Below are 26,021 nucleotides of genomic sequence, written 5' to 3'. Positions count from 1 at the left end.
AATGATCTCCGGGGCTACCGCACTCTCGTTCGTCTTGGTCTGCCTGCTCGGCGCGATGGCACCCGGCCCGGATTTCCTGGTGGTGACTCGCAGCGCGATCCTCGGCGGGCGCGAGGCCGGGATCGCCGCCGGACTCGGTATCGCCCTCGGCGTCTTCGTCTGGGTGGTCGCGATCGCACTCGGCGTCGCGGCGATCCTCACCGCGTCGGCGATCGCTTTCACCGTGGTGAAGCTGATCGGCGCCGCGTACCTGATCTTCCTCGGTGTCAAGGCGTGGCTGGCGGTGCGCCGCGGTGACTACAGCGAGCTCAAGGACAAGGTGGCACTTGTGGTCGCGCCCCGGGCGGCGTTCCGGCACGGACTGCTCACCAACCTGCTCAACCCGAAGGTGGCGGTGTTCTTCCTCGCACTGCTCCCCCAGTTCCTGCCGCATTCGGCCACGACCGCGGAGACCCTGCAACTGGCTGCGCTCGCCACCATGGTGGCCGTCGTGTGGACTTTCGTCCTGGCGACGCTGGTCGGTTCACTGCGGCGGTTCTTCAGCGCCGGCCGCGTTCGGCGCGCGATGGACGCGGTGATGGGCACCTTGCTGATCGGCCTCGGCATCCGCGTCGCCGTCCAGAGCTGACCCAAGGTGCCCATCACGCGACGTCAGAGGGCTTCGGCGGCGAGCCGGGTGCCCTCGACGCGGGCGGCGATCTTGGCGAACGCGGTGTCCCGCGACGTCGAGGTGTCGTCGGCGAACGGCGAGAACCCGCAGTCGTCACAGGTGCCCAGCCGGTCGGGCGAGATGAACCGCGCCGCCTGAAGCACCCTGTCCCGGACTTCTTCGGCGGTTTCGACGCGCGGGTCGATCGGGTCGGTCACGCCGACGAAGATCCGCTGCTCCGGCCGGGAGTGCTCGGCGATCACCTGCAACGCCCGCTCGGGATCAGTCTCACTGGCCAGCTGGACGTAGACGTTGCCCACCTTCAGCTGGAACAACGTCGGCAGCAGCCCGGCGTAGTCGACGTCGAGGCTGTGCACCGAGTCCTGGTCACCACCCGGGCAGGTGTGCACCCCGATCTTCTTGCGCTCCTCCTCGGAGAACCGGTCCAGCACCGCGTTGTTCAAGTCCACAAAGGACTGTAACAGGCCGCCGGACGGGTCCAGCTTCAGCGACAACCTGCCCTCGGTGAAGTCTATCTGAACACTGTCGGCGCCCGCGTCGAGACTGCGGCGGATATCCGCCTCGGCTTCGTTCACCAGGTCGGCGACGAACTGTTCTTTGTCATATCCGGACAATTCCTCACCGGGATAGATGAGCCCGATCGCCGACGCCGCGATCACCGCCTGCTTCACCGGTTTGGTGGCGTGCTTCTTGGCCTCACGCAGATAGGAGTCCGCGTAGGTCTGATAACGGAACGGGCCGGCGGTCAGCCTCGGCAACTGCCGGGTGTGACCGTCGGCGAAGGGGATGACGACGCCGTCCGGCGCCAGTGAGGTGAGGCCCGCCAAGGGATACGTGGCGAAGCTCGGCTTGCCCTGTTCACCATCGGTGATGACCGGGGAACCGGTCTCCTCCAGGCGGTTGATGGTGTCCACGAGCGCCTTCTCCTGCAACTCCCCGAGACCGTCGGCGTCGAGCCGCCCGGAAGCGTGCTCACCGAGCGCTTCGATGAGATAGCCCGGACGGGGAATGCTGCCGATCGGTTCGGTGGGTATGGTCATCGCTCGTATCCTCCCAGGTGGAGCAACCGCGGCCACCCTGGCCACAATCGGAGAAACTACCGATTTCCCGCCTCTTTGACGATCTTTCCGCGTGCCGAAACCACTAATGGCCCAACCATTCGGTCCACAAAGGATGATCCAATCGCCAATCCGTATAGGTCGTTATACAAAATTCGGGCGAAATCAGCCGCATATCCGGCCCTGGTCCTGGGTATTCCCCGACTGTCGACCGGGCGGAGCGCGCCGAAGGAGAAACCGATGCTGAGCCATCACGATCGGCGAGAGCTGGAGAAGATCGAGCGCTGGTTCGAGCTGACCGAGCCGGCGCTGGCCGCCCAGCTCCGCTCCGGCAGGCCCGCACGGCCTCCCCTGCTCCGGTTGGCGGTCGTTCTGAGCCTCGACCTCACCGCGGGTCTGCTGATGCTGCTGGGCATGGTGACGAACAGTCCGGTCTTGCTGCTGCTCGGGATGATCACCGTGACTTCGGCCGTGATCGTGCACCTGTCCCGCTTCGGGCGCGGCTGATCATCTTCCCCGCACACCGGTAGAGTCCGGGCGAAACGTCCGGTTCACTGGGAGGAAGACCATGCGGTTCATGATCATCATCAAGGCGGACGACGATTCCGAAGCCGGGAAGATGCCGCCGATGGAGGCCTTGACCGCCATGGCGAAGTTCAACCAGGACATGCTCGACGCCGGGGTACTTGTCGGCGGCGAAGGTCTGCAGGAAAGCTCGAAGGGCGCGCGAGTCACGCTCAACGCCGCCGGGTCCACGGTCACCGACGGCCCCTTCACCGAAGCCAAGGAACTCGTCGGCGGCTTCTGGATCGTCGACGTCCCGTCGCGGGCCGACGCGATCGAGTGGGCGAAACGCTGTCCCACTCCCCCGCACGGTGACACCATCCTCGAGGTCCGCAAGATCCTCGAAGCCGAAGACTTCGGCGAGAACTTCACGCCGGAGCTTCAGGAGAACGAGCAGCGGATGCGCGACGAGATCGCGGAACGGTCCTAGGCTCGCCTGATGGCCGTCCGGGAGTGGGTGCTCCACGTCGACCTCGACCAGTTCATCGCGGCGGTCGAGGTCGCCAGGCGGCCTGAGCTGCGCGGCAAGCCCGTGGTCGTCGGCGGCACGGGCGATCCGGCCGAACGGGCCGTGGTGGCGACGGCGTCGTACGAAGCGAGAGAATTCGGCATCCGGTCCGGGATGCCGTTGCGGACCGCCGCGAAACGTTGCCCTGAAGCGATCTTCCTGGCCACGGACGCGCCCGCGTACCAAGAAGTATCCGATCGGGTGATGGCGACGCTGCGGGAGCTACCCGTCGTCGTCGAGGTACTCGGCTGGGACGAAGCGTTCCTCGGCGCCACCACCGACGATCCCGAAGCGCTCGCCGCCGACATCCGGCGAGTCGTCACCGAGGAGACCGGGCTGTCCTGTTCGGTCGGGATCGGGGACAACAAGCTGCGCGCCAAACTCGCCACCGGATTCGCCAAACCGGCCGGGATGTTCCGTCTCGTCCAGGAGAACTGGTGGGACGTCATGGCCGAGAAGCCGACGGACGCGCTTTGGGGCATCGGCGCCAAAACCACGAAGAAGCTCGCCGAAGCAGGCTATCGCACCGTGCTGGAACTGGCGGGTGCCGCCCCGGCGGATCTCGCCGCGCGGTTCGGCCCGAAGCTCGGCCCGTGGTACCGGATCCTCGCCGGGGGCATCGGCGACGCCGAGGTCACCGCGACGCCGTATGTGGCGCGATCCCGCAGCCGCGAGACGACGTTCCAGCGGAACCTGACCGATCCCGGGGTTATGGCCGTCGAGGTCGCCGCCCTGGCGAAGCGCGTTTCACAGGACGTCGACGAGGAAGGCAGGCCCGCCGCGCGAGTCGCGGTCAAGGTCCGGTTCGCGCCGTTCCTGACCCACACCCACAGCGTGACCCTGCCCGCGCCGACCGCGGATCCGGCCGAGATCGAGAGGGCGGCGCTGGCCGTACTGGACATGTTCGACCTCGGCAGACCGGTCCGCCTGCTGGGTGTCCGCGCGGAATTCTCCTCGGCGGCGGCGGGATCCGCGACGCCTTGACAGCGCTCGCGGCGCTTTGCCATTCTGGTCGCGGGCCGAGAGGCGCTGCGACGGAATTCTTCCGCCACGCTCGGCCCGCTGACAGACGTAAGGGCGCCTCCCACTGCGGAGGTGCCTTTTCTTGTTTCAGCGCGTTGCGCGTCGCAACACTTTCCCGGCCGTCGAGGTCGAACGCTGAACCCCTCGCACAGACCAAGTTCTTCCCGCCGCCGGCGAGAAGGACCGCTTCACCTTGCCTTCCTTTCGATTGGAGAACCTGTGAGCCCCACCCTGTCCAAGGTCAACGGGATCGAATTCGCCGTCGCCGACCTCTCCCTCGCCGAGGCCGGGCGCAAGCAGATGCGCCTTGCCGAGGTCGAGATGCCCGGCTTGATGGCGCTGCGCCGTGAGTACGCCGACTCCCAGCCGCTGAAGGGCGCGCGGGTCGCGGGGTCACTGCACATGACCGTCCAGACCGCCGTGCTGATCGAGACGCTCGTCGCGCTGGGTGCCGAAGTCCGCTGGGTGTCCTGCAACATCTTCTCCACGCAGGACGAGGCGGCCGCGGCCGTCGTCGTCGGTCGGAACGGCACCATCGACGCGCCTTCGGGCTCCGCGGTCTTCGCGTGGAAGGGCGAGACGCTCGCCGAGTACTGGTGGTGCACCGACCAGCTCTTCGACTTCGGCGACGGCCGTCTCCCGAACATGATCCTCGACGACGGCGGCGACGCGACCCTGCTGGTCCACAAGGGCGTCGAGTTCGAGGCCGCCGGCGCCGTCCCGCAGGCGACCGAAGAGGACCCCGAGGAGTACACCCTCGTGCTCCGCACGCTGACCGACAGCATCGCGCGCGACTCCGGCCGGTTCACCCGCATCGCCAAGGAGGTCCGCGGGGTCACCGAGGAAACCACCAACGGCGTCAAACGGCTCTACAAGCTCGCCAAGGACGGCGAACTGTTGTTCCCGGCGATGAACGTGAACGACTCGGTGACGAAGTCGAAGTTCGACAACAAGTACGGCATCCGTCACTCGCTCATCGACGGTCTCAACCGCGGCACCGACGTGATGATCGCGGGCAAGGTCGCCGTCATCTGCGGCTACGGCGACGTCGGCAAGGGCGCGGTGGAGTCGCTGCGCGGCCAGGGTGCCCGCGTGGTCGTCACCGAGATCGACCCGATCTGCGCGCTGCAGGCGGCGATGGAGGGCCTCGACGTCGTGGAACTCGACGACGTCGTCGAGCGCGGCGACATCTTCATCACCACCACCGGCAACTTCGACATCATCATGGCCGACCAGATGGCCAAGATGAAGCACAACGCGATCGTCGCGAACGTCGGCCACTTCGACAACGAGATCGACATGGCCGGGCTCGCGAAGATCCCGGGCATCGAGAAGATCGAGATCAAACCGCAGGTGCACGAGTGGGTCTTCCCCGCGACCGACGGCCGTGAGAAGCACTCGATCCTCGTGCTGTCCGAAGGCAGGCTGATGAACCTCGGGAACGCCACCGGCCACCCGAGCTTCGTGATGTCGAACTCCTTCACCAACCAGACGATCGCGCAGATCGAGCTGTTCACGAAGCAGGGCGAGTACGCCACCGACGTTCACGTGCTGCCGAAGCACCTCGACGAGAAGGTGGCGCGCCTGCACCTCGACGCGCTGGGCGTCCGGCTGACGAAGCTGACCAAGCGCCAGGCCGAGTACATCGGCGTGGACGTCGAGGGTCCGTACAAGCTGGACCACTACCGGTACTGAGGCAGGCCTCGTTCCCCAAGTACATGGAGGCCCCCTTCCTTGCGCCCAGCGCAGGGTCCCGGCAAAGTCGCAGAGCTGCTGGTCAGCGCTGCTGTTGGCAATCCGGGCTTGGCATCGCTAGTGCCTGCCAGGCCCGGGGCGTGTCCCCCTGAACCCTTGTTGATCAAGGTTCGTAACCGGTGTGACCCCGCGACGAATAACGCTCGACCTGCAAGACCTCGACTTTGCCGGGACCCAGACGCCCAGCGCAAGGAAGGGGGCCTCCATGTACTTCCGGCAGAACCACTCGCTCATACCACTTGTCAGACGTAACCCCGGGCTCGACTCGCCGCGCCGCACCCGCTCCTACTGTGACGCCTACCGCACCACTCTCCAGCACTAGGCCGAATGCGTGAAAAATACAGCCGGATGCCATGTTTTCTTTCGGGTGAACCGGGAACTCTTTAAGCAGCCCCATCCCGGCGGCTCCATTCGCCGGGCGACTACGAAGGAGAAGGTGCCCCCGTGATCATTCTCGGCGTCATCCTGATTGTTATCGGTGTCATCGCCAGCATCCCCGTTCTCTACTCGATCGGGATCGCACTCGCGGTAATCGGCATCATCCTGGCCGTTCTCGGCAACACCGGGAAGGCCATCGGCGGTCGCGCCCACTGGTTCTGAGCAACTCCGGACCTTCTGGTACCGAGTCCCCGGTACCAGCGATGAAATAACCGAGCCCCCGGCGTTCCCCTCACGCCGGGGGCTCGGTCTGTTTCCACCCCTCGCCCGCCGGGTATCCGGTCCGGACGAAAGGGAGGAGGAGAAGCCGATGGACGGAACGGATCCTCGCCCGTACTTGGTGGAGGCGAACTATCCCTGCGGACGCGACGAACTCCTCTGGGTGGCAGCGGCGGCGGGAGCGGGCGACGACATCCTCGGCCCCTTGGGGGCACTTCCCGCGAGCGACTACGCGGACGGAGACGGGGTCTGGCGGGCGGTACGTGCCTGCGACGGCGCGTCATCGATCCACAACACCGCGAAGGAAGCACCGTGACATGAAGGGGCCCCCCGGCTCCGAGGGGGAGGGAGAGCCGGAGGGCCCCGTCATAGTTAACACATTTTCGTCGACGATGTACACGAATGCATACACCTTCGGGTGGCAATCGGTTCCGAGCACCCGGATCGGGTCGGGCCGGTGTGTTGGCCGCCGGTCAAGAAGCCCGCAGCAGCGGCCGGGCCTCGACCTCCGCGCACGAGCAGCCGCCGTCGACGTCGAGGCAGTCGATCGTCACGGTGTGCCGGGCGAAGTCGAGATGGACGCAGCCGTCCTCGCTGCATTCGGTGAAACCAACCCCGAGGTGGACCACCAGGGCTCCGTGACAGTGGTCGAGTCCACCGGCGCAGAACGCGCACTCCATACTCATGCCGCCTCCCGCGATCAGGTCGAAGATCGCTTCGGAAAAGTTCTCCTCGATTGCCTTACTACCACCGAGGGACGACAGATCCTGACATACGCGCGGCGTGTCGTCGGACCTGGCGGGGTGATGCCGGGCACAAGTCCACAAGGGACGGTCAGGCGCTTTTCGGGGCTCGCTTGCCGGAAGCGGGTTTCTTGGCCGCTGTGGCCTTCTTGGCCGTCGCGGGTTTCCGGCTCTTCTTCGCCTCGCTGACGCTGGCCTGCAAGGCTTCCATGAGGTCGACGACGTCGGCCTTCGCGCCTACTGCCTTCGGTTTCGCCGTCTCGTTCCCGGCGGCCTTGGCCTCGATCATCGCTTCCAGCGCCTCGCGGTAGGAGTCGTTGTACTTCTCGTGCTCGAACACCGGCTCCGAGAGCGAGTCGATCAGCGAACCCGCCATCGTCAGTTCCTGCGGCCGCACCTGCGGCGGATCGTCGTGCAGGAAGCCGAAGTCCGGGACGCGGACCTCATCGGGCCACAGCATCGTCGTCATCATCAGGACGTCGCTGTGCACCCGCAGGATCGCGAGCGTCTCCCGCTGCCGGATGGCGACCTTCGCGATCGCCACATGGCTCGCCTTCTGCAGCGCGTCACGCAAGACCACGTACGGCTTGACGGCGTTCTTCTGCGGTTCGAGGTAGTAGGTCTTGTCGAAGTGGATCGGGTCGATGGACTCCAGCGGCACGAACTCGAGCACGTCGATCGCCCGTGACGACGCCAGCGGTAGTTCGGACATGTCCTCGTCGGTGAGCACGACCATCTCGCCGTCGGGAAGTTCGTAGCCCTTGGCGATCTCGGCGTACGGCACTTCCTCGCCGTCGATCGTGCAGAACCGCTTGTACTGGATCCGGCCGCCATCGGCCTCGTGCACCTGGCGCAGCGAGACGTTCTTGTTCTCGGTGGCCGCGTAGAGCTGGATCGGGATGCTCACCAGCCCGAAGGACACCGAGCCCTTCCACATCGAACGCATCGCGTCGCACCTCCACCGCCGTCACCGACTCGTACTCACGCTCGGTAACAACGGTAGCCCGAAACGGCGCACCGCGACAGTCCCGCGAACCCGATCGCGGGACCCTCACGGTGGGAAAATCACGCTTCGGCCAGGTACTTCTCCGCCTTCGCGGGGTCGAGGAACCAGTGCTGGAAATCGGTCGGATCGGAGAACCCGTTCGCGAACCGCCTCGCCACGGCGGGGTTCTCCCCCGCCGCGCCGATGACCTGGAGCACGTGCGGGGGCGGCGGCTGCAGCATCGCGTTGGTCCAGGTCGTCACGTGCTGGGCGTACTCCCAGTACTTCTCGAACGCGGCCGTCATCCACGCCTCGTCGAACGGCTTGTCCCCGCGGTCGAGGATGGAGTCCAGATAGGACGCGGCGCAATGGCTCGCGTTGTTGGAGCCCTGGCCGGTGATCGGGTCGTTGGCGACGACGACGTCGGCCATGCCCAGCACCACGGTGCCCGAGTCCAGCTTGCCGACCGCGTTCCGCACGACCGGCGTGTAGCCGCCGGCGAGCGTCGCCTTCTCGTCGGTCAGCACGGCGTCGCGCGAGCGCTCGTACTCCCACGGGAGGAACTGCTTCATCAGCGAGAGGATCCGGTCGAGATGCGCCCGCGGCGACGGCCGGTCGCCCCAGCAGTCCAGCGGCCCGCCGGGGACGCCCTCGAAGAAGAGGATGTCGCAGTTCCCGCTCAGCGTGTACGCGGGGATCATGAACAGCTCGCCGACACCGGGGATGATGTTGAACCGCACCGCGGCCTTGTCCGGATGCTCCGGCCGCGGCTCCAGGCCGTGCACGTACGCCAGCGAGAGCGCCCGCTGGGGCTCGGCATAGGGCGAGCGCTCGGGGATGCGGTCGAACAGCTGCACCAGCTCGCCCTTGCCGGCCGCGACGACCACGAGGTCGTAGAGCTTCGCCAGCGGCGCGAGGTCCGAAGTCGTCACCCCGTGGATGACGACCTTGCCACCGCGCTCCTCGACCAGTTCGAGCCAGCTCGCCATCTTCACCCGCTGGTCCACCGACTGCGCGTAGTGCTCCAGAGGCCCGAACCAGTCCAGCACCCGGATCGAATCCGGTCCGGCGATCGACACCCCGAGCCCCTCGACCCGGACCGTCTCGTCCTCCCACAGGTTCAGCCTGTGATCCCGCTCGTGCTGCAGGGCGGAGTGGAACATGCACTGGGTCGACATCACCTTGCCGGACCGGATCTCGTCCGGCGTCCGCGCCGACATCACCGTGACGTCGTAGTCGTGGGACAGCAGACTCAGTGCCAGCTGCAACCCCGACTGCCCCGCACCGACGATCAGAACCTTGCGCATCCTCGACATTCCTCCCAGAACCGTCAGCTGAGTGAGGCGAACTCGCGACCAGGCCCGGAGACCACCGCGAGGGACAACGTATGCGTCACCAGTTCCTGCAGGGTCACGACCGCCGACTTCGGGTCGCGCGCGTCGCAGGTGACCAGCGGGATGTCCGGGGACAGCGCCAGCGCGTCGCGGACCTCGTCGAGGTCGTGCACCGGCATTCCCTCGAATTGGTTGACCGCGACGACGAACGGCAGCTCGGAGTCGTTCTCGAAGTAGTTGATCGCCGCGAACGACTGGTCGATCCGGCTGGTGTCGACCAGGACGACGGCGCCGAGCGCCCCGCGCGACAGGTCGTCCCAGAGGAACCAGAACCGGGCCTGACCTGGCGTGCCGAACAGGTACAGGAGCAGGTCGTCGCGCAGGGTGATCCGGCCGAAGTCCATCGCGACCGTGGTGGTGGACTTGGTCCCCGGGGGCACCAGCTCGTCGACTCCGGCGCCGGCCTCGGTCATCCAGGCCTCGTTGCTCAGGGGCGGGACCTCGGAGACGGAGCCGACGAACGTCGTCTTGCCAACGCCGAATCCACCGGCGACCACGATCTTGGCGGAGATCGCCAAGAGATCGTCAGACCGGGAGGCGCTTGAGTCCATCGAGGATCCTCTCGAGCACGTTCGTATCGTGGTTGTAGGCGTGGGCCGTCGGGTGCACGAAGACGGCGCCCTGGGTGGCGAGGTCGCCGATGAGCACGCGGACCACGCCCAGCGGCAGGTCGAGTCCCACCGACAGTTCGGCGATCGAAGAGCGCTCACGGGCGCGCTCGTACAGCGAACGCGATTCGGGCATCAGCGCCTCGGCCAGCGCCGGGTCGTAGCGCGGGACCGAGATCAGGGTCTCCACCAGCAACAGGTGGCTGCTCTTGGTGCGGCCGCCGGTCAGCGCGTACGGCCGGATTCTGCGGCTGCGCATCTTGACCGGCCGGTCCGGAGCTTGGTCGCTGGACACGGTCATCCCTTCCTTCTCCGGATTTTCAGGCCTGCGGCCGTCGGGCGGTCAGGACCTGCCGGAGTCCCGCTCGCACCTCGGGGGTGAGGGCGTGACCGGCGTTCGTGATGAACTGGGTCATCTCGTAGGCGACGACTTTCATGTCGCAGTCGGGCTCGGTCAGCACCGCGAGCCCTGCCTCGGCACCGATCCCCATGAACAGGAAGTACCCGCGGGTGAGCCGGATGATGATCTGCTCGCAGTTGCCCTTGCCGAACAGCGCGGCGCTGTTGCCCGCGAGGCTGAGCAGGCCGCTCGCGATGGCGGCGAGTTGCTCGGCGTCGTCGCTGGACACCGATTCCGAAGCGGTCAAAGGGAAACCGTCGACGGACATGATCAGCGCGTGGCTGGCGCCATGCACCTTGCGCACGAAGTCGTCGAGCAGCCACGTGAAATCCGTGGTCGCGTCCTGGGCGGTCACTGGGGGTTTCCTCCGGTCTCACGCTCGTGCCGGTCATCGAGAGCGGCGCGCTCGCCGTCGGTGAAGGCATCGAGGTCGGCCAGCAGCGCCTCGTGCCCGTCCGCCACGTCGGCGGGCGAGGTGGCGGGCGAGGCCGGTTCGTCGGGCAAAGTCCTGATACTGCGGGAAACCCGGCGCGGCAGGCCGCTGGTCGTGGTGCCGCCGTCGGCGGGCGGCGGGACGGCCGTACGCGGACGCGGGCTGGGTTTCCGTTCCGGCTCCGGTTCCGCCGGCGCGGCCGGGCGGCGTCTCGGCAGCCCGGACGGCGTCGCGACGGGGCTTCCCGTTGGCGCCCCGTTGGTGATCCTCGTCTGCGGCAGCACCACCGTCTGGCTGCCGGACCACTGTTTCTCGGCCAGTTCCGAGACCACCGGGACCGGCAGCAGCACGGTGGCGACCGTGCCGTGCGGGGTACGGCGGTCGAGCTTGACGGTGATCTCGTGCCGGTCGGCGAGCCTGCCGACGACGGCGAGTCCCATGTGCCGCACCGAATCGTCGTCGAGCACGGGACCGGCGGCCAGGCGTTCGTTCAGCACCGCGAGGCGTTCCGGCGGCATGCCGATGCCCTCGTCCGCGATGCGGATCAGTACGCTCCCCTGTTCGGTGAGGTGCGCGCTGACACTGACCGGCGAACTCGGCGACGACTGGTTCGCCGCGTTGTCGAACAGTTCGGCGAGGATCCGGCTGACGTCCTCGGCGGCGAAGCCGGCGACGCCGAGTGAAACGACACGGCCGATCGTGATCCGCGAGTAGTGGTCGATCGACGACATCGCGGCCCGCATCACGTCGAGCACGGACAAGATTCCGGCCGCCGTGTCGTCGGCGTCGCGGCCGGCCAGCACTCGCAGGTTCTCGGCGTTGCGCCGCAACCGGGTCGCGAGGTGGTCGAGCCGGTACAGCTCGGCAAGGCGATCGGAGTTCTCCTCCCCCGCCTCCATCGTCTCCAGCTGCGCGAGCAGCTGGTCGAGCAGATTGAGGTCGCGCAGCGCGACATTGGAACAGACACCGGCGAGCGCACCGGCGTCCGGCGCTTCGACGGCAGGCCGCTGTTCCACCGCCGGTTCGGCGGGCGGAGCCGACGGAGCGTGCCGGGGCGGGGCGGCGAGGAACTGCGCCGCGGCGACCCTGGAACGGTCCAGAAGAACCCGTGAGCGGTCAAGCAAGCCTCGAGCCCGCGTCACCATGTGCTTCCACTTCTTTCTCTTCGCATACCCGGACCCTTGTCGCACTCCCCAGCACAACGACGGCCATGCAAGCAGAAGTCACTATCCGTGTCCACAGTCGGTTCCCGGTCAACCGCTGGCAGTGACGTGATCACGAAAGCGTTGCGGCTGGTGAGCGGTGTGCACTAGGCCATTCGGCTCATCTTGAGTGTTCCGCGACACGGAGGATGCCCGAAAAGTGCGGAGTGCGCATAAATTTGCGTGCCCCGCACTATTTGACTAGCCTTGCCGTCGTGACACTCGACCCTGCCGCGCCACTCGGACTGCGCGAACGCAAAAAGCGCGCGGCCCGGCGCGCGATGAGCGAGGCAGCGCTCAGACTCGCCGCCGAGAAGGGCGTCGAACAGGTCCGCGTCGAAGACATCGCCAACGCCGTCGGAGTCTCCCCGCGCACGTTCAACAACTACTTCTCCAGCAAGGAGGAGGCGATCTGCTCGTTCATCGTCGAACGGCAGGAACGACTGCGGGAGGCGCTCCGCGAACGGCCGTCGGAAGAGACACTGTGGGAGGCGGTCAGCGCCGCGACGCTGGAGGCCTACAGCAGCTTGGGAGAACCGAACCGCGACTCGGTCACGCTGGCGCGGTCACTGCTCCTGCACCCGGCGGTGCAGGGCGAGTTCCTCAAAGCGCACGCCAAGGTCGAGCGGGTGCTGGCCGACGCCATTCTGGACCGGGCGGGCGCGGGCGCGGAAAACGCGTTGAACGCGCGGCTCATGGCGGCGATCGTGGAGTCCGCGGTGAAGACCGCGTTCCTCAGCTGGCTGATCTACGAGGGCGCCGGGCCCTTCCTGGAGACGCTCGCTGTTCTCCTGCACGAAGCCGCCGCGGGCATCCCCTCGCTCACCGGATCCGGCCCCGGGCCGGTGAAGAAACCGAAGAAGAAGTAACACCCTACCCACCACTGGGGAGAAACCGTTGTGCTGACGAAGCTGTTGCGCACTCACCTGCGCCCGTACCGGCGAGACCTGTGGCTGATCGTGCTGCTGCAGTTCGTCCAGACCCTCGCCGGGCTCTACCTGCCGACGCTGAACGCCGACATCATCGACGACGGCGTCGTCAAGGGCGACATCGACTACATCCTCGGCGTCGGCGGCGTGATGCTGGCGGTGTCGCTGGTACAGATCGCCTGCTCGATCGGCGCCGTCTACTACGGTGCCCGCACGGCGATGGCGGTCGGCCGCGACGTCCGGGGCGCGATCTTCCATCGCGTGCAGGACTTCTCCGCCCGCGAAGTCGGCCAGTTCGGGACGCCGTCGCTGATCACCCGCACCACCAACGACGTCCAGCAGGTGCAGATGCTGACGTTGATGGCGTTCACCCTGATGGTGTCCGCGCCGATCATGTGCTTCGGCGGCATCATCATGGCGCTGAACCAGGACGTCACGCTCTCGTGGCTGCTCGTGGTCGTGGTCCCGATCCTCGGTGTCGCGGTCGGGATCATCATCGCGAAGATGCGGCCGGCGTTCCGGCTGATGCAGGTGCGTATCGACAAGATCAACCAGATCCTGCGCGAGCAGATCATGGGCATCCGCGTGATCCGGGCCTTCGTCAAGGACACCCACGAGCGGCGGCGGTTCACCGGGGCCAACACCGAACTTCTGGACGTCTCGCTGGTCGTCGGCAGGCTGATGGCGCTGATGTTCCCCATCGTCATGCTCGTGATGAACGCCTCCAGCGTCGCCGTGTTGTGGTTCGGCGGGCTGCGCATCGACGACGGCAGTATGGAGATCGGCGCGCTGACCGCGTTCCTGTCCTATCTGATGCAGATCCTGATGGCGGTCATGATGGCCACCTTCATGTTCATGATGATCCCGCGCGCCGAGGTCAGTGCCGAGCGCATCACCGAGGTCCTCGACACGCACACCAGCGTCGTCCTGCCGTCCAACCCGATCAGCAAGGGTGAAGTGCACGGGCGGCTCGAACTGTCCGATGTGGAATTCCGCTACCCCGGCGCGGAAAAGCCGGTACTGCAGGAGATCTCGCTGCTGGCGAGGCCAGGTGAGACGACCGCGATCATCGGCAGCACGGGCAGTGGGAAGACCACGCTGCTCAACCTGATCCCCCGGCTGATGGACGCCACCGACGGCTCGGTGCGCGTCGACGACGTCGACGTCCGGGAACTGGATCCGACCGTGCTGTCCGACGCCGTCGGGCTGGTGCCGCAGAAGCCGTATCTGTTCGCGGGGACGGTCGCGAGCAACCTCCGCTACGGCAAGGCCGACGCCACCGACGAGGAACTGTGGCACGCGCTGGAGGTGGCGCAGGGCAAGGACTTCGTCGAGCGGATGCCCGAAGGTCTGGACTCACCCATCTCCCAGGGCGGGACCAACGTCTCCGGCGGCCAGCGGCAGCGGCTCGCGATCGCGCGCATGCTGGTGCGCCGCCCCGAGATCTACCTCTTCGACGACTCCTTCTCCGCGCTCGACTACGCGACCGACGCCGCGCTGCGGCGGGCGCTGGTGGCCGAGACCGCCGAAGCGACCGTGGTGATCGTCGCGCAGCGGGTCAGCACGATCCGCCAGGCCGACCGCATCATCGTCCTCGACGAGGGCCGCGTCGTCGGCGCCGGCACGCATACCGAACTCATGGACGGCAACGAAACCTACCGGGAAATCGTGCTGTCCCAGCTGACCGAGCAGGAGGCCGCCTGATGAGCGCGCCCGAATCCACCACAGAATCGACCCCGGCCGAACCCGCGGGCGAGCGGGCTAGCGCGGCACGGGGACCCGGCCCCGGAGGAGGCGGCTTCGGCCGCGGCCCCGGCGCCTTCATGGGCGGACAGCCCGCCGAGAAGGCCTTGGACTTCAAGGGATCGCTGAAACGCCTGCTGCGTCTGCTGCAACCGCAGCGGGCCCTGCTGTACGGCATCCTGATCTTCGGTGTCGTCAGCGTCGCGTTGAGCGTCATCGGCCCGAAGATCCTCGGCATGGCGACGGACCTCATCTTCGCGGGCGTCGTCGCGAAGGACATGCCCCCAGGGGTGAGCAAGGAAGAGGTCATCGCCGGACTGCGCGCGAAGGGCGACAACACCCTCGCCGACATGTTCTCGGCGATCGACTTCGTACCGGGTCAGCGGATCGACATCGACGCCGTCGGCCAGGTGCTGATGTGGGTGCTGCTGCTCTACATCGTCGCGTCGTTCTTCTCCCTGTTGCAGACCCGGCTGACCACGAACCTGGTCCAGCGGGCGGTGTTCGAGCTGCGGGAGAAGATCGAGGAGAAGTTCGCGAAACTCCCGCTGAGCTACTTCGACCGCCAACCGCGCGGTGAGGTGCTGAGCCGGGCTACCAACGACATCGACAACCTCGCGCTGTCGCTCCAGCAGACCCTCGCGCAGATCGTGTCGTCGGTGCTGATGGTCGTCGGCGTGCTCGCGATGATGTTCGTCATCTCGCCCCTGCTGGCGCTGATCGCGCTGCTTTCGGTTCCTGCCTCGGTGCTCGTCGCGGCCAAGATCGGCAAGAAGGCGCAGCCGCAGTTCATCAAGCAGTGGTCCACCACCGGGCGGCTCAACGCGCATATCGAGGAGATGTACACCGGGCACTCGCTGGTCAAGGTGTTCGGCCGCCGTGACGAGGCCGAAGAGGTCTTCCGCGAGCACAACGACACGCTGTACGGCGCGAGCTTCAAGGCGCAGTTCATCTCGGGCACCATCCAGCCCGCGATGATGTTCATCGGCAACCTGAGCTACGTGCTGGTCGCCGTGATCGGCGCGCTGCGGGTGGCGTCCGGGACGCTGTCGCTCGGCGACGTCCAGGCGTTCATCCAGTACTCGCGGCAGTTCAGCCAGCCGGTCACGCAGATCGCCAGCATGGCGAACCTGCTCCAGTCCGGGATCGCGTCCGCGGAGCGGGTCTTCGCGTTGCTCGACGCGGACGAGCAGGAGGCCGAGCCCGCCGAGCCCGCGCGAGTCGAGAACGTGCGCGGCCAGGTCGAGTTCGAGCATGTGTCGTTCCGGTACATCCCGGACACTCCGCTCATCGAGGACCTGTCGCTCACCGTCGAGCCGGGGCACACCGTCGCCATCGTCGGCCCGACAGGGGCTGGGAAGACCACGCTGGTCAACCTGCTCATGCGGTTCTACGAACTCGACGGCGGCCGGATCACCCTCGACGGCGTCGACATCGCCGCGATGGACCGCGAGGACCTGCGGTCCAAGACCGGCATGGTGCTGCAGGACGCCTGGCTGTTCGGCGGCACGATCGCGGAGAACATCGCCTACGGTTCCACGGACGCCACGCACGAGGAGATCGTCGCGGCGGCCAAGGCGACCCACGTCGACCGGTTCGTCCGCACCCTGCCGGAGGGCTACGACACGATCATCGACGACGAGGGCGGCACGGTCAGCACCGGCGAGAAACAGCTGATCACCGTCGCGAGGGCGTTCCTGGCGAAACCCGCGATCCTCATCCTCGACGAGGCCACCAGTTCGGTCGACACCCGGACCGAGGTGCTGATCCAGCGGGCGATGAATTCGCTACGCGAGGGGCGGACGAGTTTCGTCATCGCGCACCGGCTCTCCACCATCCGCGACGCGGACGTCATCCTCGTGATGGAAGACGGCTCGATCGTCGAACAGGGCGACCACGAAACGCTGCTGCTCACCGGCGGTGCGTACTCACGGCTCTACGCCGCCCAGTTCGCCGAGGCCCTGGCCGAAACCGACTGAACGCACTGAAGCGAAGGCCCCTTTCCCTACTCTCACAGTGGGAAAAGGGGCCTTCACCACACGTACGGGTGGTGAACGGCGCTAGGCTTGCGTATCCGGATCCGGAGAGGGGTGCGCTGGCCGACCATGGCGGAGAAACTCGGCGAATACCGCCGTAAGCGCAGACGGGGGCGGACCCCCGAACCCATTCCGGAACGCGAGGCGACAGCCGGATCCGACGATCTCTTCGTCATCCAGGAACACCACGCGAGCAGCCTGCACTGGGACATCCGCCTCGAACGGAAGGGGGTACTGGTCTCCTGGGCGGTGCCGAAAGGCCTGCCGATGTCACCTGACCTCGAGCGCCTCGCCGTGCACACCGAAGACCATCCGATGGAATACCTCACCTTCGAAGGCGAGATCCCCGCCGGCGAATACGGCGGCGGCACGATGACAATCTGGGACACCGGCCGGTACGAAACGCTGCACTTCAACAATTACAAGGTCGAGGTCGTCTTCCACGGGAAACGGGCGCGTGGGAAATACCTGTTCCTCAATGTGAAGAAGGACGGGAACGACCGCGGCTGGCTGCTCAAACGGCTCGACCCCGCCGATCCCGGCCGAACGGAACTCCCCCCATTCCTCGCCCCGATGCTGTTGAAGCCAGGGCGTCTCCCCTCGACCGGCGAAGACGCGGAATGGGCCTACGAATTCGACTGGTCAGGGCGCCGAACCCTGATCCGGGTGTCCGGCGGCCGGATCACCGCCTACGACGATTCGGGCGACGACGTGACCGGGCTGTACCCGGAATTCCGCGGACTGGGCGAACAACTCGGTGCCACGGAAACCTTTCTCGACGGGGAAATCGTCGTCTTCGACGGCGGGAAGCCGAGCGCGGAAGGGCTCGGGCACCGCGCGCGGGCCACGAAGAGCTCCGCGAAACGGCTCACCTCGCGATATCCGGCGTTCTACCTGGTGAACGATCTCCTGCATCTGGACGGCCGCTCCTGCCTCGACGCACCCTATGTCGAACGGCGAGACCTCCTCGACGGACTCGGTCTCGCCGGACCGCACTGGCAGGTCCCCCGGTACTACCTAGGGGACGGCGGGGCGGTCGCCCGGGCGGCCCGCGAACACGGGCTCGCCGGGATCGTCGCGAAACGCGCCGACTCCGCGTACCGCCCGGGAAGGCGGACCGGGGAATGGCTGGCCATCACCGGGGCAAGGGTCCAGCAAGTGGTACTGGGCGGCTGGCGGCCAGGTGGCGGGAGCCGCGCGGGCACGTTCAGTTCGTTGCTGCTCGGCGTCCCGCACGAGGACGGCTTGCGATACATCGGGAACGTCGGCGTCGGCTTCGCGGGTAACGAACTCGAAGAACTCTCCAAGCGGCTGTTCCGCTTGGAGCGCAAGTCATCCCCGTTCCACTCCGTACCGGACAAGCAAGCGCGGGACGCACGCTGGTCACGCCCGACCATCGTCGGAGAGGTCGTCTTCGGCGGCTGGACCGACGGGGGCTGCCTGCGCAATCCGCGCTGGCGCGGCCTGCTGCCGGACGTCACCGCCGACGAGGTCGAACTCGACGGCTAGATCAGCACGTCTTCGACGTCACGCCACACATCGAGGTCGGCGCCGACCCCGCTGACGTCCAGAATCCGAGACACCAGAGCGGTCTTCACGATCACCGAGAACCGGGGCGACGCGGCGTTGGCCTCCTCGAGGGCGTGCAGACCGGCGCAACTGAGGAAGCCGACGCCGGAGAGGTCGAGGATCACTCGTTTTCCCGTGACACACGCACCGCTGAGTTCGGTGCGGAACCGTCCGATGGTGGCCGCGTCAATCTCACCGACGGCGGTGAGGACGACAACGTCGTCATCGCGGCTGGTGGTCACGGCCAGGGGCGGCGGTTCGCCGGATACGCGCTGGCCAGGCAACATTGGGGGCGCCTCTCTCCAGACCACCAAGTCCCTTCGACGGTACCCGGCGACGGCGAGAGGTCAACCCCGGCGCCCGTCATTTAAGCCATTTCGGGCGGGAACCTTTACTTACCGTTTGCCATTCGCCGGTGAAACGCCGGTGCGAGGCCTCGGCGGTCGCGACGGAACGACCATAAAGGAGGCCATAAGTGAAAGCGTTTTCGCTTTCGGCGTAGGCGCGGAGGCCGAGGAGCCGCAAGACCTCCCGGGTGACCACGACGTCGTGATGCGTGCCGAGCGTGGTTTGCACCGCCTTGACGTTCTTTCCCCATTTCCGAAGCTTCTTGCCGGTCACCGGCCGAACGGTGTCCGCGGCGTACCGGGCGCGTTTGGCCTTCTTGCGCACCTCGTGCAACGCGACGTCCTGCTCCGGGCCGGGCTCGAACTCACTCGCGACCGCCACGGCCTCGCGCAGCTTCCGATCGGACCGCGCGACCGCCTTGCGCAGCTCCGTCTTGTCATCCTTGATCTTCCGAGGTTTACGGGCAAGCTTTTCCAGTGTTCGCAACAGATCCGTGTACCGCTTGCTGTCGAGGGCCCGGATCGCCCGCGTCTTGGCTTCTTCGGCCTCACGCGCGAAATGCCGGGTCATCAGCTGCTCGACGTTGCCCAAAACCAGTTCGGCCGGAAGCGTCTTGACCTCGTCGTGCAGCCGCTCGGCCATCACTTCATTGTCCCTCGCCGGACCGAGTTCGCCGCCCAGCCAGCGGAGTTCGGCGGCGAGCCCGTTCGCGACATCGGCGTTGAGCGAACGCCGGAACGTCCGAAGCGCACTTCGCAGCCGCCTGCTGGCGACCCGCATCTGGTGCACCGAGTCCTCGACGTCCCGACGAACCCCGATATCGTTGCGGCGCAACGCGTCCAGCTGCTCGGCGAAGTAGTCCGCCAGCACCGAACCGGACGCACCCCGAGCCGACGGCACGAGCTCGTCGGTCAGCCGCCGGAGCTTCGACGGCCACCTCGACCGCTCCGCCCCCGCGTTCACGACGGCCCGGTCCAGACTGTCGAGCACCTTGGGATCGGCGCCGGGCGAGAGCTCGATCTCGATCTCCCGCCAGCGGTCGAGGTGCGCCTTTTCTCCGCCCGCCTCGCCGGTGACGACGTCGTCCGTCAGCGTCGCGAGCTCGCGGCCCTTCGCGTCGAGCAGGGCGTACGAAGTGCGCTCGGTGCGCAGGTGCGCGACCTGGCCGAGTTTGCCGCCGAGGGTGTGCCCGCGGACCAGTTTCGCCAGTGCTCCAGGCACCTTCTCCGGTTTGCCCGACAGCGGGAGGCGGAGTTCCTCACGCTTGTCCGCGCTGACCGGGAGTTTGAGATGCCAGCCTTCGTCGCCTCCGCCGAGCCTCCGCCGCAGCGTGATGCCCGCCTGTGCGAGCCGGAAGTCCGGGGTGTCGAAGTACGTGGCGTCGAGGACGTCGACCCTCGGCTCGGCCTGGTTCGTCACGGGACCGGCCGGGGTCAGCGGCGGGATGGGCCGGTCGGCCGCCAGGTCGTACTTCCGCTCGATCTCCGTCTCGGCGACCGGGGCACCGCCCTGCGTCTTCGTCACCACGAAACTCCTTCTCCTCGGCTACCTTGGGGGGTTACCCCAGGAAGAGGCCCTGGGAAACCCCCTTCGGGTCACTCCCCCATCCGGTCGTACCGGTCCGCCCATTCGGCGAGCATTTGGCGTGACTTCTCCTCGGTCAGGGTATCGCTTTCCAGCCGCGCGATCAGCGAATAGTACGCCTCGACCGCGACCCGATCGTCGATGAAGACTCCGGCCGCATAGGAATCCGTGTACACCACCGCCGGATGCTCCGTGAATTCCATAATGGTGAACGCATTTTCGATCGCCCTGCTCACTTCGTTGCTTTCGGGGACTATACGAATGGAGCAGTAAGGGAGATTCGCCGACAGGACGAGGTGGAGCAGTTGCTCGTGCATGATCCGCGGACCGCCGACGACCGAACGCAGCGCGCGCTCGTGCACGTAGAATCGGCACCGCGGCGGGCGGTCCCGTCGCAGCAGCTTCTGCCGGTCCATCCGGGCGTTCACGGCCTGGTCCAGTTGGGCCTGGCCGCGGTTGCCGATCAGTTCGTAGGTGGTGCGGGCGTACGGTTCGGTCTGCAGCAGTCCTGGAAGCGTCAACGACTCGTAGCGCACCACGGTGTGCGCGAGATTCTCTTGGATCGCCAGGGATTTCATCGGATCGACGAGTTCGTCGAAGTACGGCCGCACCCAGTACAGGTCGCTGCCGGGCTGCGTGAGTTCCATCAGCAGGTCACGCTCGGGCTCCGCCTCTCCACAGGTCGCGAGATACAGCGCCGCGTCCACCACGGACAGCTCCCGCAACCCTTGTTCCCACCTCGTGACCTTGCTCTGCAACCAGCCGTTACGGCGGCTGACGTCGGCTCCGCTGAAGTGCCTGCGCTGCCGGAACGCCTTCATGCGGTGGCCCAGCTCCCGGGTCCGCGCCGTCGAATCCTTCTCAACCATGCGGCACAAAGTAGGGCCGAACTCCGGCCGCGCAGTGATTGCCACGCGGTAATTCACCTCAACTGCTGATAACTTGCGCTCGCGCATTCCTGCGAAGTACTGCTTCGCGAGCGAAGCACCTTCGCACGCGAAGGGTTCTTTAAGTTTATACCGCAAGAAGGAAATGGAGGCCAGTAATTCGGAAGTGGAATTGTTGCGAAGGCGACAGGGCGCGAGAGTCCGCTGCCCGCTGCCTCGCGCCCCGCTCGGTGTCGGTACAGGAAGGCGGCCTTCATGTACTCAGGCCGACCGCCTGCCGCCTCTCGCCTGGCGGCTGTGGGTCGCGAAGGCCTCCTTCCCTACCTTGAGAGTAGGGAAGGAGGCCTTCCCGACCTGCGGTCTGCGTTCGCCGGGGCAGACTCGGCGCGGGCCGCGTGATGCCGACGCGTTCCAGGACGGTGAGGGGAACTTTGAGGGACCCTGGGTCCTTTAAGGAGGCCCTCACGGACTTGTGGCTCGCGCCGACGGCTGATAAATGCTTTGAAGCTTTTCCGCGCCTCCTCACGAGAAATCGTTCAAAGTCTCAACTGAGGTATCAACGATACGCTTGAACCCCATGAGTCAAGACATTCGAGACTTCGTGACCCCCTCCTGCGACCTGCTCGCCCTCGGCGAGCCGACCCACTCCACCCCGGTCTTCGCGGAGGTCCGCAACGAACTGTTCGCCCAGCTCGTCGACCGTGGCTTTCGCTCGATCGTCCTCGAAACCGATCGCGTGGCCGCGCTCGTCGCGAACGACTTCGTCCAGGACGGCAGCGGAACCCTCGACCTCGCCATGAGCGAGGGCTTCACCCACACTTTCGGCGCCATGGACGCGAACCGGCAGCTGATCGCGTGGATGCGCGAGTACAACGAGACCCGCCGCCCCGCGGAACGGCTTTCGTTCCACGGCTTCGACACCCAGACCGAGATCACTTCCGCGCCCAGCCCGCGACGCTATCTCGAGTACGCCCGCGACTTCCTGGGACTCGAGGTGGACATCGCGGGCCCGGCGGGCGACGACGAACGCTGGGGCCGAACGGAAGCGGTCATGGACGCGGCATCGTCGATCGGCGCCACGGCCGAGGCTTACCGGCTGCGTGCGATCGCGACCGATCTGCTCGCCGCGCTCCGCTCCCGGAAACCGGAACCGGTCACGGCCGCGTGGTCGAGGGCGGAGATCCACCTCATGGCGGGCATTGATCTGCTGCGCTACCACCGGCAATGCGCCGAGCCGCTCGAACCGCACGAGCGGTACGCGCCGCTGAGCGCCGTCAGAGATGCCATCATGGCGCGGAATCTGCTCGACATCCGGTCCGCCGAAGCCGGTCGCGGTGCGACGCTGGTCTTCGCCCACAATCTCCATCTGCGCCGCCAGGCGGGCACGATGCGGGTGGCTGGGAAGGAGATCCAAATGTTCCCCGCCGGCGCGCTGGTGGCCCCGCTGCTCGGCGATCGCTACACCTTCGTCGCGACCAGCCTCGGCCGCAGCGAGGCCATAGCGCTTCACGAGCCAGATGCAGACACCTACGAAGGGTTCCTGCAGAAGCACGTCACCACGGCCTGGGGCTTGCTCCCCACCTCCGAGATCCCGCCCGCCCGCGTCCGGACCGACCCCACTCCGCGGCAGGGTTACTTCCCGCTCGACCAGGTGATCCTCGACGACGCCGAGGCGATCCTGCACGTCGGCGGTTGACCTTCGAACCGGGTGACGCCTCCTGCCCTCGGAAGGCGTCACCCGGCCACGAGCACGCGCCGTCACCCCCAGTCCCGCACAGTTCCGGGACGGCGCGAAGTCCTTTGTTCCGAACCCGAGTCAACACTCCGACGCCATAACTTCGCCAAACGCCGCGGCCGGTGCACCCCCGCCGGACTATCCCGGCGTCGCCCCGAAGCGAATCTTCGTCAAGGCTTCACGAGCCCGGTCCCGCTGGCGTCCGCCATTGTCGACGGCGGAAAGATCCTTGAGCGCACGCAGTTCCCATACCGGGAATCCCAGCTCCCGGAACAGTCCGGCCGCAGTACGGAGCCCTTCGGCGGCTTCGGTGGCGACGCCTTCGTCCGCCCGTAGACGCCCATAGCTGAGCAAGGCGTATCCGCCGCCCCGCCGGTCACCGAGCGCGCGGAACGTGCTCATCGCGAGTCCCAGGTGCTCCGCGGCCCGGCCGTGCTCGCCCGCGAGACGCAGTGATTCGCCGAAACTCCGGTGTGTGTAGGCGGCGGCGTGCCGGTGCCCGACGTGCTCGAACAACCGCAGCGACCGCGAATGACAGCGTTCACTCTCCCGCGCGTCGCCCGCCTTCGCGTGGAGATCGCCGAGGCTGCGGAGAACGTGCGCCTCCCAGTGGCGTTCATGCGAACTCCGGGTGCCGGTCAGCGCGCTCGTCAGTAGTTCACCGGCCTCGTCGATGCGGCCATACCGTCGCAGGACGTCGGCGTACCGCTTGGCGGTCCGGTCGTGTTGCCACCCGTCCTCGCAATGGAGCGAAAGCAGCAGGCTCGCGTCGAAGCATTCCTTCGCCAGCCGGAAGTCGCCGAGGTCGTCCCAGAGCGAGCCGAACTGGGCCGACGCCATCGCCTGCCCGGAGAGGTCACCACAGTCCCGCAACAGATCCAGCGCCTCTCGCAGCGCGTCGACCGCCGAGTGGGTCCGGCCGGAGTCCGCGTCGACGTCGGCGAGCGCGACGAGCGCGGCCCCGGTGCCTCGCTGATCGCCCGAGGAACGGAATTTGGCTTCAGCCAGCGCGAAGCACGTCCTCGCTCGCGCCAAGTCCCCCGAATCGGCGTGGGATTGGCCGAGCTTCAGCAACTTCGCCGCCTCCGCCGGACGGTCGAGCCGGTCACGCACGATCTCGAACCCGAGCAAGGCTACGGAACCGCCGTGCCGGGGGCCGACGAGATCGCTGTAGGCGTCGGCCAGCCGCTCGGTCAGCGCGGCCCAACCGTGGCCGCGAGCGGTCCGGACGGCGAGCGCGAGATTCGCGGTTTCCACGGTGCGCCAGCCGATCGGATCGGCCTCGACGCGGTCCAGGGCCGCCGCCGGGGCGCCAGCCCGGCGAGCGGGCGGGTATTCGGCGCCGAGCGCGGCGGAGGCGTGTTCGGCCAAGGCCGCCATGAGCGTCAGCGCGCGTCTGACGGCAGCCTGGTCCGGTGGTTCCCGGAGCGCGAGGCGGACGAGGCCGGACAGCCGGTATCGGAGGAAACCGGACCGATCCGGCTCGGCGTGGAGCAGATGATCGTCCACCAGCTCGTCGAGCAGGTCGGCCGCCTCGCGGGACGAACAGCCCAGCAGGGCCGTCGCGAACCAGTCCGCCATCTCGGCGGCACCGGAAGAACCGAGCAGCCGCAGGGAAGTCCGTTGCCTTGGCGACAGCTCGGCGAGGACCTCGGCGAGCGCTGGGCGGACAGCGAGGTCGCCGACGGCGAGTTCGTCGAGACGCAGGCGCTCGTTCTCCAAACGGGTCGCGAAGTCGGCGATGTTCAGTCTCGGCCGCTGCAGCAGTTTCACGCCCGCCACCCGCACCGCCAGCGCGAGCCCGTCGCAGCAGGCCAGCACACGGCGGACGGCGTCGGGTTCGGCGGACAACCGGCTTTCTCCGACGATCGTGCCGAGCAGCACTCGCGATTCCGCGTCGGACAGTTCACCGACCTCGACCGGTCTGGCTCCGACGAGCCCGGCCAGCCGTCGTCTCGTCGTGACGATCGTCGCGCAGCCGGGACCGCTCGGCAGCAACGGCCGCACCTCGGCCTCGGACCGGCCGTTCTCGAGGATCACCAGCAGCCGCCGGTCCGCGGTGTGGCTCTGCCACACCGAAATCAGCCCGGCTCGGTCGGTGGGAAGTTCCGCTTCCGCAAGGCCGAGCGCGCGGAGGAACCCGGGGAGCACATCGCCGGACTCACGCAGGTCGGCGACCAGCTGGCCGTCCGGGAACCGCTTGCGCGCCCGCCAAGCGGCCTGGACGGCCAGCGCGCTCTTCCCCGCCCCCGCCGCGCCGTGCAGCACGACCGGCGCGGGACTTCGCAGCGCACGCGCCACTTCCGCCAGTTCCGCCGCCCTGCCGGAGAAATCCGGCGTCGCCTGCGGGAGACGGCTGGGCGGGCCGCCCGCCGACCAGCCGGTTCCGGCGATCCGGCGGTGGACCGCGAGCAGGTCCTCCCCCGGTGAAACACCTGCGTGCTCCCAAAGCGCGTGACGGCATCGGTCGAGGACGGTTAGTGCGGCGTCCCGCCGCCCGAGCCCGTGCAAAGCCTCGGCCAGCCATCCGGCGAGACGTTCGTCGCCCGGCCGGGCGGCCAGTTCGGGTCCCAACCGGTCGGCGACCGCCTTGTGGTCACCGGCCGCGAGATCCAGCTCCACGAGTTTGCCCAGTGCCGAGCACCGCTGGTCTTCGAGCCACAGTTTGTGCGCCTCCACCAGCGGCCCGGCCGGAACGTCGGCGAACGCCGCGCCACGCCACAATCCCAGCGCCCGTTCGAGAAGTGCCCGGCGCTCTCCACCGGTCGCCGTCGAGGCCGCCGTTGTCAGGCTGGAGAAACCGGAGACATCCAGTTCGCCGTCCGACACGGTCAGCCGGTAGCCACCGGTGCCGGATCGCAGCCGCTGCCGGACGTCGTCCACCGGCAATCCGGGCGACAACGCCTTGCGCAGCTTGGAAATCGCCATCTGCACGACCGCCGCGGCACTCGACGGTGGCTCCTGCGGCCAGAGTTCGTCCACGAGGACGTCCCGGTGGACGAACTCGTTCGGCCGGGTCAAGAGCACCGCGAGCACCCGTCGGGGCTGGGCCGCCGACGGCAGCGGGACCGAGGCCCGGAGCGGGCCGAGCACCTTGAACTCCACGAACCACCTATCACCTGGACGGATGACCCGAATCTAACCCGGCACAGTCCAGGGGTTGGCGCTTCTCACCCGGATGGCCGCCCCT

24 protein-coding genes and 1 riboswitch are annotated in these 26,021 nt (G+C 67.3%); of the genes, 12 read left to right on the top strand and 12 right to left on the bottom strand.

Features of this window, described 5'->3' with window-relative positions; translation table 11 throughout:
- Window position 1: 1 nt before the first annotated feature.
- The gene (locus ACM6LU_RS26305; RefSeq protein ID WP_414940429.1) at window positions 2-628 is read left to right on the top strand and encodes a LysE family translocator; all 627 of its coding nucleotides are present in this window, start codon (window positions 2-4) and stop codon (window positions 626-628) included.
- Window positions 629-651: 23 nt separating this feature from the next.
- Here ACM6LU_RS26305 and ACM6LU_RS26300 read toward each other — a convergent pair whose 3' ends face one another.
- Window positions 652-1,710: a cobalamin-independent methionine synthase II family protein gene (locus tag ACM6LU_RS26300; RefSeq protein ID WP_414940428.1), complete on the bottom strand. Its 1,059-nt coding sequence runs from the start codon at window positions 1,708-1,710 to the stop codon at window positions 652-654.
- 258 nt (window positions 1,711-1,968) lie between these two features.
- Between ACM6LU_RS26300 and ACM6LU_RS26295 the strand changes: the two genes are divergently transcribed.
- The 6 genes from ACM6LU_RS26295 to ACM6LU_RS26270 all read left to right on the top strand — a co-directional run bounded on the left by ACM6LU_RS26295 (window position 1,969) and on the right by ACM6LU_RS26270 (window position 6,551).
- Window positions 1,969-2,235: a DUF3040 domain-containing protein gene (locus ACM6LU_RS26295; protein ID WP_414940427.1), complete on the top strand. Its 267-nt coding sequence runs from the start codon at window positions 1,969-1,971 to the stop codon at window positions 2,233-2,235.
- Between the two features lie 61 nt (window positions 2,236-2,296).
- Window positions 2,297-2,722 (top strand): YciI family protein, encoded by a 426-nt coding sequence (locus tag ACM6LU_RS26290; protein WP_414940426.1) that lies wholly within the window; start codon window positions 2,297-2,299, stop codon window positions 2,720-2,722.
- 9 nt (window positions 2,723-2,731) lie between these two features.
- On the top strand, window positions 2,732-3,784 hold the full coding sequence (locus ACM6LU_RS26285) for a DNA polymerase IV (RefSeq protein ID WP_414940425.1): 1,053 nt from the start codon (window positions 2,732-2,734) through the stop codon (window positions 3,782-3,784).
- Window positions 3,785-3,815: 31 nt separating this feature from the next.
- A riboswitch (S-adenosyl-L-homocysteine riboswitch) is annotated at window positions 3,816-3,889 on the top strand.
- 153 nt (window positions 3,890-4,042) lie between these two features.
- Entirely contained in the window at window positions 4,043-5,518 is a 1,476-nt protein-coding gene (ahcY, locus tag ACM6LU_RS26280) for an adenosylhomocysteinase (protein ID WP_414940424.1), read from the top strand.
- A 504-nt stretch (window positions 5,519-6,022) separates the two neighbouring features.
- Complete coding sequence (locus ACM6LU_RS26275) at window positions 6,023-6,178, top strand: DUF6131 family protein (protein ID WP_167480014.1); 156 nt, start codon at window positions 6,023-6,025, stop codon at window positions 6,176-6,178.
- Window positions 6,179-6,326: 148 nt separating this feature from the next.
- Window positions 6,327-6,551 (top strand): DUF2795 domain-containing protein, encoded by a 225-nt coding sequence (locus ACM6LU_RS26270; protein WP_414940423.1) that lies wholly within the window; start codon window positions 6,327-6,329, stop codon window positions 6,549-6,551.
- A 157-nt stretch (window positions 6,552-6,708) separates the two neighbouring features.
- Here ACM6LU_RS26270 and ACM6LU_RS26265 read toward each other — a convergent pair whose 3' ends face one another.
- The 7 genes from ACM6LU_RS26265 to ACM6LU_RS26235 all read right to left on the bottom strand — a co-directional run bounded on the left by ACM6LU_RS26265 (window position 6,709) and on the right by ACM6LU_RS26235 (window position 11,943).
- A complete protein-coding gene (locus tag ACM6LU_RS26265) occupies window positions 6,709-6,921 on the bottom strand; it encodes a hypothetical protein (RefSeq protein ID WP_414940422.1) in 213 nt (70 codons plus the stop codon).
- 148 nt (window positions 6,922-7,069) lie between these two features.
- Complete coding sequence (locus tag ACM6LU_RS26260) at window positions 7,070-7,924, bottom strand: Ku protein (RefSeq protein ID WP_414940421.1); 855 nt, start codon at window positions 7,922-7,924, stop codon at window positions 7,070-7,072.
- 119 nt (window positions 7,925-8,043) lie between these two features.
- Window positions 8,044-9,270 (bottom strand): styrene monooxygenase/indole monooxygenase family protein, encoded by a 1,227-nt coding sequence (locus tag ACM6LU_RS26255; RefSeq protein WP_414940420.1) that lies wholly within the window; start codon window positions 9,268-9,270, stop codon window positions 8,044-8,046.
- Between the two features lie 23 nt (window positions 9,271-9,293).
- On the bottom strand, window positions 9,294-9,908 hold the full coding sequence (locus tag ACM6LU_RS26250; RefSeq protein ID WP_414940419.1) for a GTP-binding protein: 615 nt from the start codon (window positions 9,906-9,908) through the stop codon (window positions 9,294-9,296).
- Entirely contained in the window at window positions 9,883-10,266 is a 384-nt protein-coding gene (locus tag ACM6LU_RS26245) for a DUF742 domain-containing protein (RefSeq protein ID WP_076161677.1), read from the bottom strand. The genes ACM6LU_RS26250 and ACM6LU_RS26245 overlap by 26 nt, the downstream gene beginning before the upstream one ends.
- 19 nt (window positions 10,267-10,285) lie before the next feature.
- Window positions 10,286-10,720: a roadblock/LC7 domain-containing protein gene (locus tag ACM6LU_RS26240; RefSeq protein ID WP_005159022.1), complete on the bottom strand. Its 435-nt coding sequence runs from the start codon at window positions 10,718-10,720 to the stop codon at window positions 10,286-10,288.
- A complete protein-coding gene (locus tag ACM6LU_RS26235; RefSeq protein WP_414940418.1) occupies window positions 10,717-11,943 on the bottom strand; it encodes a sensor histidine kinase in 1,227 nt (408 codons plus the stop codon). Before ACM6LU_RS26235 ends, ACM6LU_RS26240 begins: the two co-directional genes overlap by 4 nt.
- Before the next feature lie 272 nt (window positions 11,944-12,215).
- Here ACM6LU_RS26235 and ACM6LU_RS26230 point away from each other — a divergent pair, with 272 nt between their 5' ends.
- The 4 genes from ACM6LU_RS26230 to ACM6LU_RS26215 all read left to right on the top strand — a co-directional run bounded on the left by ACM6LU_RS26230 (window position 12,216) and on the right by ACM6LU_RS26215 (window position 18,217).
- Complete coding sequence (locus ACM6LU_RS26230) at window positions 12,216-12,869, top strand: TetR/AcrR family transcriptional regulator (protein ID WP_414940417.1); 654 nt, start codon at window positions 12,216-12,218, stop codon at window positions 12,867-12,869.
- A 30-nt stretch (window positions 12,870-12,899) separates the two neighbouring features.
- Window positions 12,900-14,633: an ABC transporter ATP-binding protein gene (locus ACM6LU_RS26225; RefSeq protein WP_414940416.1), complete on the top strand. Its 1,734-nt coding sequence runs from the start codon at window positions 12,900-12,902 to the stop codon at window positions 14,631-14,633.
- Window positions 14,633-16,651 (top strand): ABC transporter ATP-binding protein, encoded by a 2,019-nt coding sequence (locus ACM6LU_RS26220; protein ID WP_414940415.1) that lies wholly within the window; start codon window positions 14,633-14,635, stop codon window positions 16,649-16,651. Before ACM6LU_RS26225 ends, ACM6LU_RS26220 begins: the two co-directional genes overlap by 1 nt.
- Window positions 16,652-16,762: 111 nt before the next feature.
- The gene (locus tag ACM6LU_RS26215) at window positions 16,763-18,217 is read left to right on the top strand and encodes a DNA polymerase ligase N-terminal domain-containing protein (protein ID WP_414940414.1); all 1,455 of its coding nucleotides are present in this window, start codon (window positions 16,763-16,765) and stop codon (window positions 18,215-18,217) included.
- Here ACM6LU_RS26215 and ACM6LU_RS26210 read toward each other — a convergent pair.
- The 3 genes from ACM6LU_RS26210 to ACM6LU_RS26200 all read right to left on the bottom strand — a co-directional run bounded on the left by ACM6LU_RS26210 (window position 18,214) and on the right by ACM6LU_RS26200 (window position 21,078).
- Window positions 18,214-18,564 carry an STAS domain-containing protein gene (locus ACM6LU_RS26210; RefSeq protein ID WP_414940413.1) on the bottom strand — a complete coding sequence of 117 codons (351 nt, stop codon included), beginning with the start codon at window positions 18,562-18,564 and terminating at the stop codon, window positions 18,214-18,216. The genes ACM6LU_RS26215 and ACM6LU_RS26210 overlap by 4 nt on opposite strands.
- Window positions 18,565-18,640: 76 nt before the next feature.
- Window positions 18,641-20,152 (bottom strand): CHAD domain-containing protein, encoded by a 1,512-nt coding sequence (locus ACM6LU_RS26205; RefSeq protein ID WP_414940412.1) that lies wholly within the window; start codon window positions 20,150-20,152, stop codon window positions 18,641-18,643.
- A 68-nt stretch (window positions 20,153-20,220) separates the two neighbouring features.
- Window positions 20,221-21,078 (bottom strand): helix-turn-helix domain-containing protein, encoded by an 858-nt coding sequence (locus ACM6LU_RS26200; RefSeq protein ID WP_414940460.1) that lies wholly within the window; start codon window positions 21,076-21,078, stop codon window positions 20,221-20,223.
- 595 nt (window positions 21,079-21,673) lie between these two features.
- On the opposite strand from ACM6LU_RS26200, the gene ACM6LU_RS26195 reads away from it, so the two are divergent.
- Window positions 21,674-22,792 (top strand): erythromycin esterase family protein, encoded by a 1,119-nt coding sequence (locus ACM6LU_RS26195; RefSeq protein ID WP_414940411.1) that lies wholly within the window; start codon window positions 21,674-21,676, stop codon window positions 22,790-22,792.
- Window positions 22,793-22,969: 177 nt separating this feature from the next.
- Here the strand turns inward: ACM6LU_RS26195 and ACM6LU_RS26190 are convergent, their stop codons facing one another.
- Window positions 22,970-25,936, bottom strand: coding sequence for a BTAD domain-containing putative transcriptional regulator (locus ACM6LU_RS26190; RefSeq protein ID WP_414940410.1), 2,967 nt, complete (start codon window positions 25,934-25,936; stop codon window positions 22,970-22,972).
- Window positions 25,937-26,021: the final 85 nt, after the last annotated feature.

It is taken from the genome of Amycolatopsis sp. cmx-11-51 (genome assembly GCF_047608665.1).
GTDB lineage: Bacteria > Actinomycetota > Actinomycetes > Mycobacteriales > Pseudonocardiaceae > Amycolatopsis.
This window is presented reverse-complemented; position numbering and strand designations above follow the sequence as displayed.

What these genes read in the sequence shown, in the direction of transcription:
- ACM6LU_RS26305 (WP_414940429.1), top strand. Translation starts at nt 2, where the DNA reads ATGATCTCCGGGGCTACCGCACTCTCGTTCGTCTTGGTCTGCCTGCTC.
- ACM6LU_RS26300 (WP_414940428.1), bottom strand. Translation starts at nt 1,710, where the DNA reads ATGACCATACCCACCGAACCGATCGGCAGCATTCCCCGTCCGGGCTAT.
- ACM6LU_RS26295 (WP_414940427.1), top strand. Translation starts at nt 1,969, where the DNA reads ATGCTGAGCCATCACGATCGGCGAGAGCTGGAGAAGATCGAGCGCTGG.
- ACM6LU_RS26290 (WP_414940426.1), top strand. Translation starts at nt 2,297, where the DNA reads ATGCGGTTCATGATCATCATCAAGGCGGACGACGATTCCGAAGCCGGG.
- ACM6LU_RS26285 (WP_414940425.1), top strand. Translation starts at nt 2,732, where the DNA reads ATGGCCGTCCGGGAGTGGGTGCTCCACGTCGACCTCGACCAGTTCATC.
- ACM6LU_RS26270 (WP_414940423.1), top strand. Translation starts at nt 6,327, where the DNA reads ATGGACGGAACGGATCCTCGCCCGTACTTGGTGGAGGCGAACTATCCC.
- ACM6LU_RS26265 (WP_414940422.1), bottom strand. Translation starts at nt 6,921, where the DNA reads ATGAGTATGGAGTGCGCGTTCTGCGCCGGTGGACTCGACCACTGTCAC.
- ACM6LU_RS26260 (WP_414940421.1), bottom strand. Translation starts at nt 7,924, where the DNA reads ATGCGTTCGATGTGGAAGGGCTCGGTGTCCTTCGGGCTGGTGAGCATC.
- ACM6LU_RS26255 (WP_414940420.1), bottom strand. Translation starts at nt 9,270, where the DNA reads ATGCGCAAGGTTCTGATCGTCGGTGCGGGGCAGTCGGGGTTGCAGCTG.
- ACM6LU_RS26250 (WP_414940419.1), bottom strand. Translation starts at nt 9,908, where the DNA reads ATGGACTCAAGCGCCTCCCGGTCTGACGATCTCTTGGCGATCTCCGCC.
- ACM6LU_RS26245 (WP_076161677.1), bottom strand. Translation starts at nt 10,266, where the DNA reads ATGACCGTGTCCAGCGACCAAGCTCCGGACCGGCCGGTCAAGATGCGC.
- ACM6LU_RS26235 (WP_414940418.1), bottom strand. Translation starts at nt 11,943, where the DNA reads ATGGTGACGCGGGCTCGAGGCTTGCTTGACCGCTCACGGGTTCTTCTG.
- ACM6LU_RS26220 (WP_414940415.1), top strand. Translation starts at nt 14,633, where the DNA reads ATGAGCGCGCCCGAATCCACCACAGAATCGACCCCGGCCGAACCCGCG.
- ACM6LU_RS26210 (WP_414940413.1), bottom strand. Translation starts at nt 18,564, where the DNA reads ATGTTGCCTGGCCAGCGCGTATCCGGCGAACCGCCGCCCCTGGCCGTG.
- ACM6LU_RS26200 (WP_414940460.1), bottom strand. Translation starts at nt 21,078, where the DNA reads ATGGTTGAGAAGGATTCGACGGCGCGGACCCGGGAGCTGGGCCACCGC.
- ACM6LU_RS26195 (WP_414940411.1), top strand. Translation starts at nt 21,674, where the DNA reads ATGAGTCAAGACATTCGAGACTTCGTGACCCCCTCCTGCGACCTGCTC.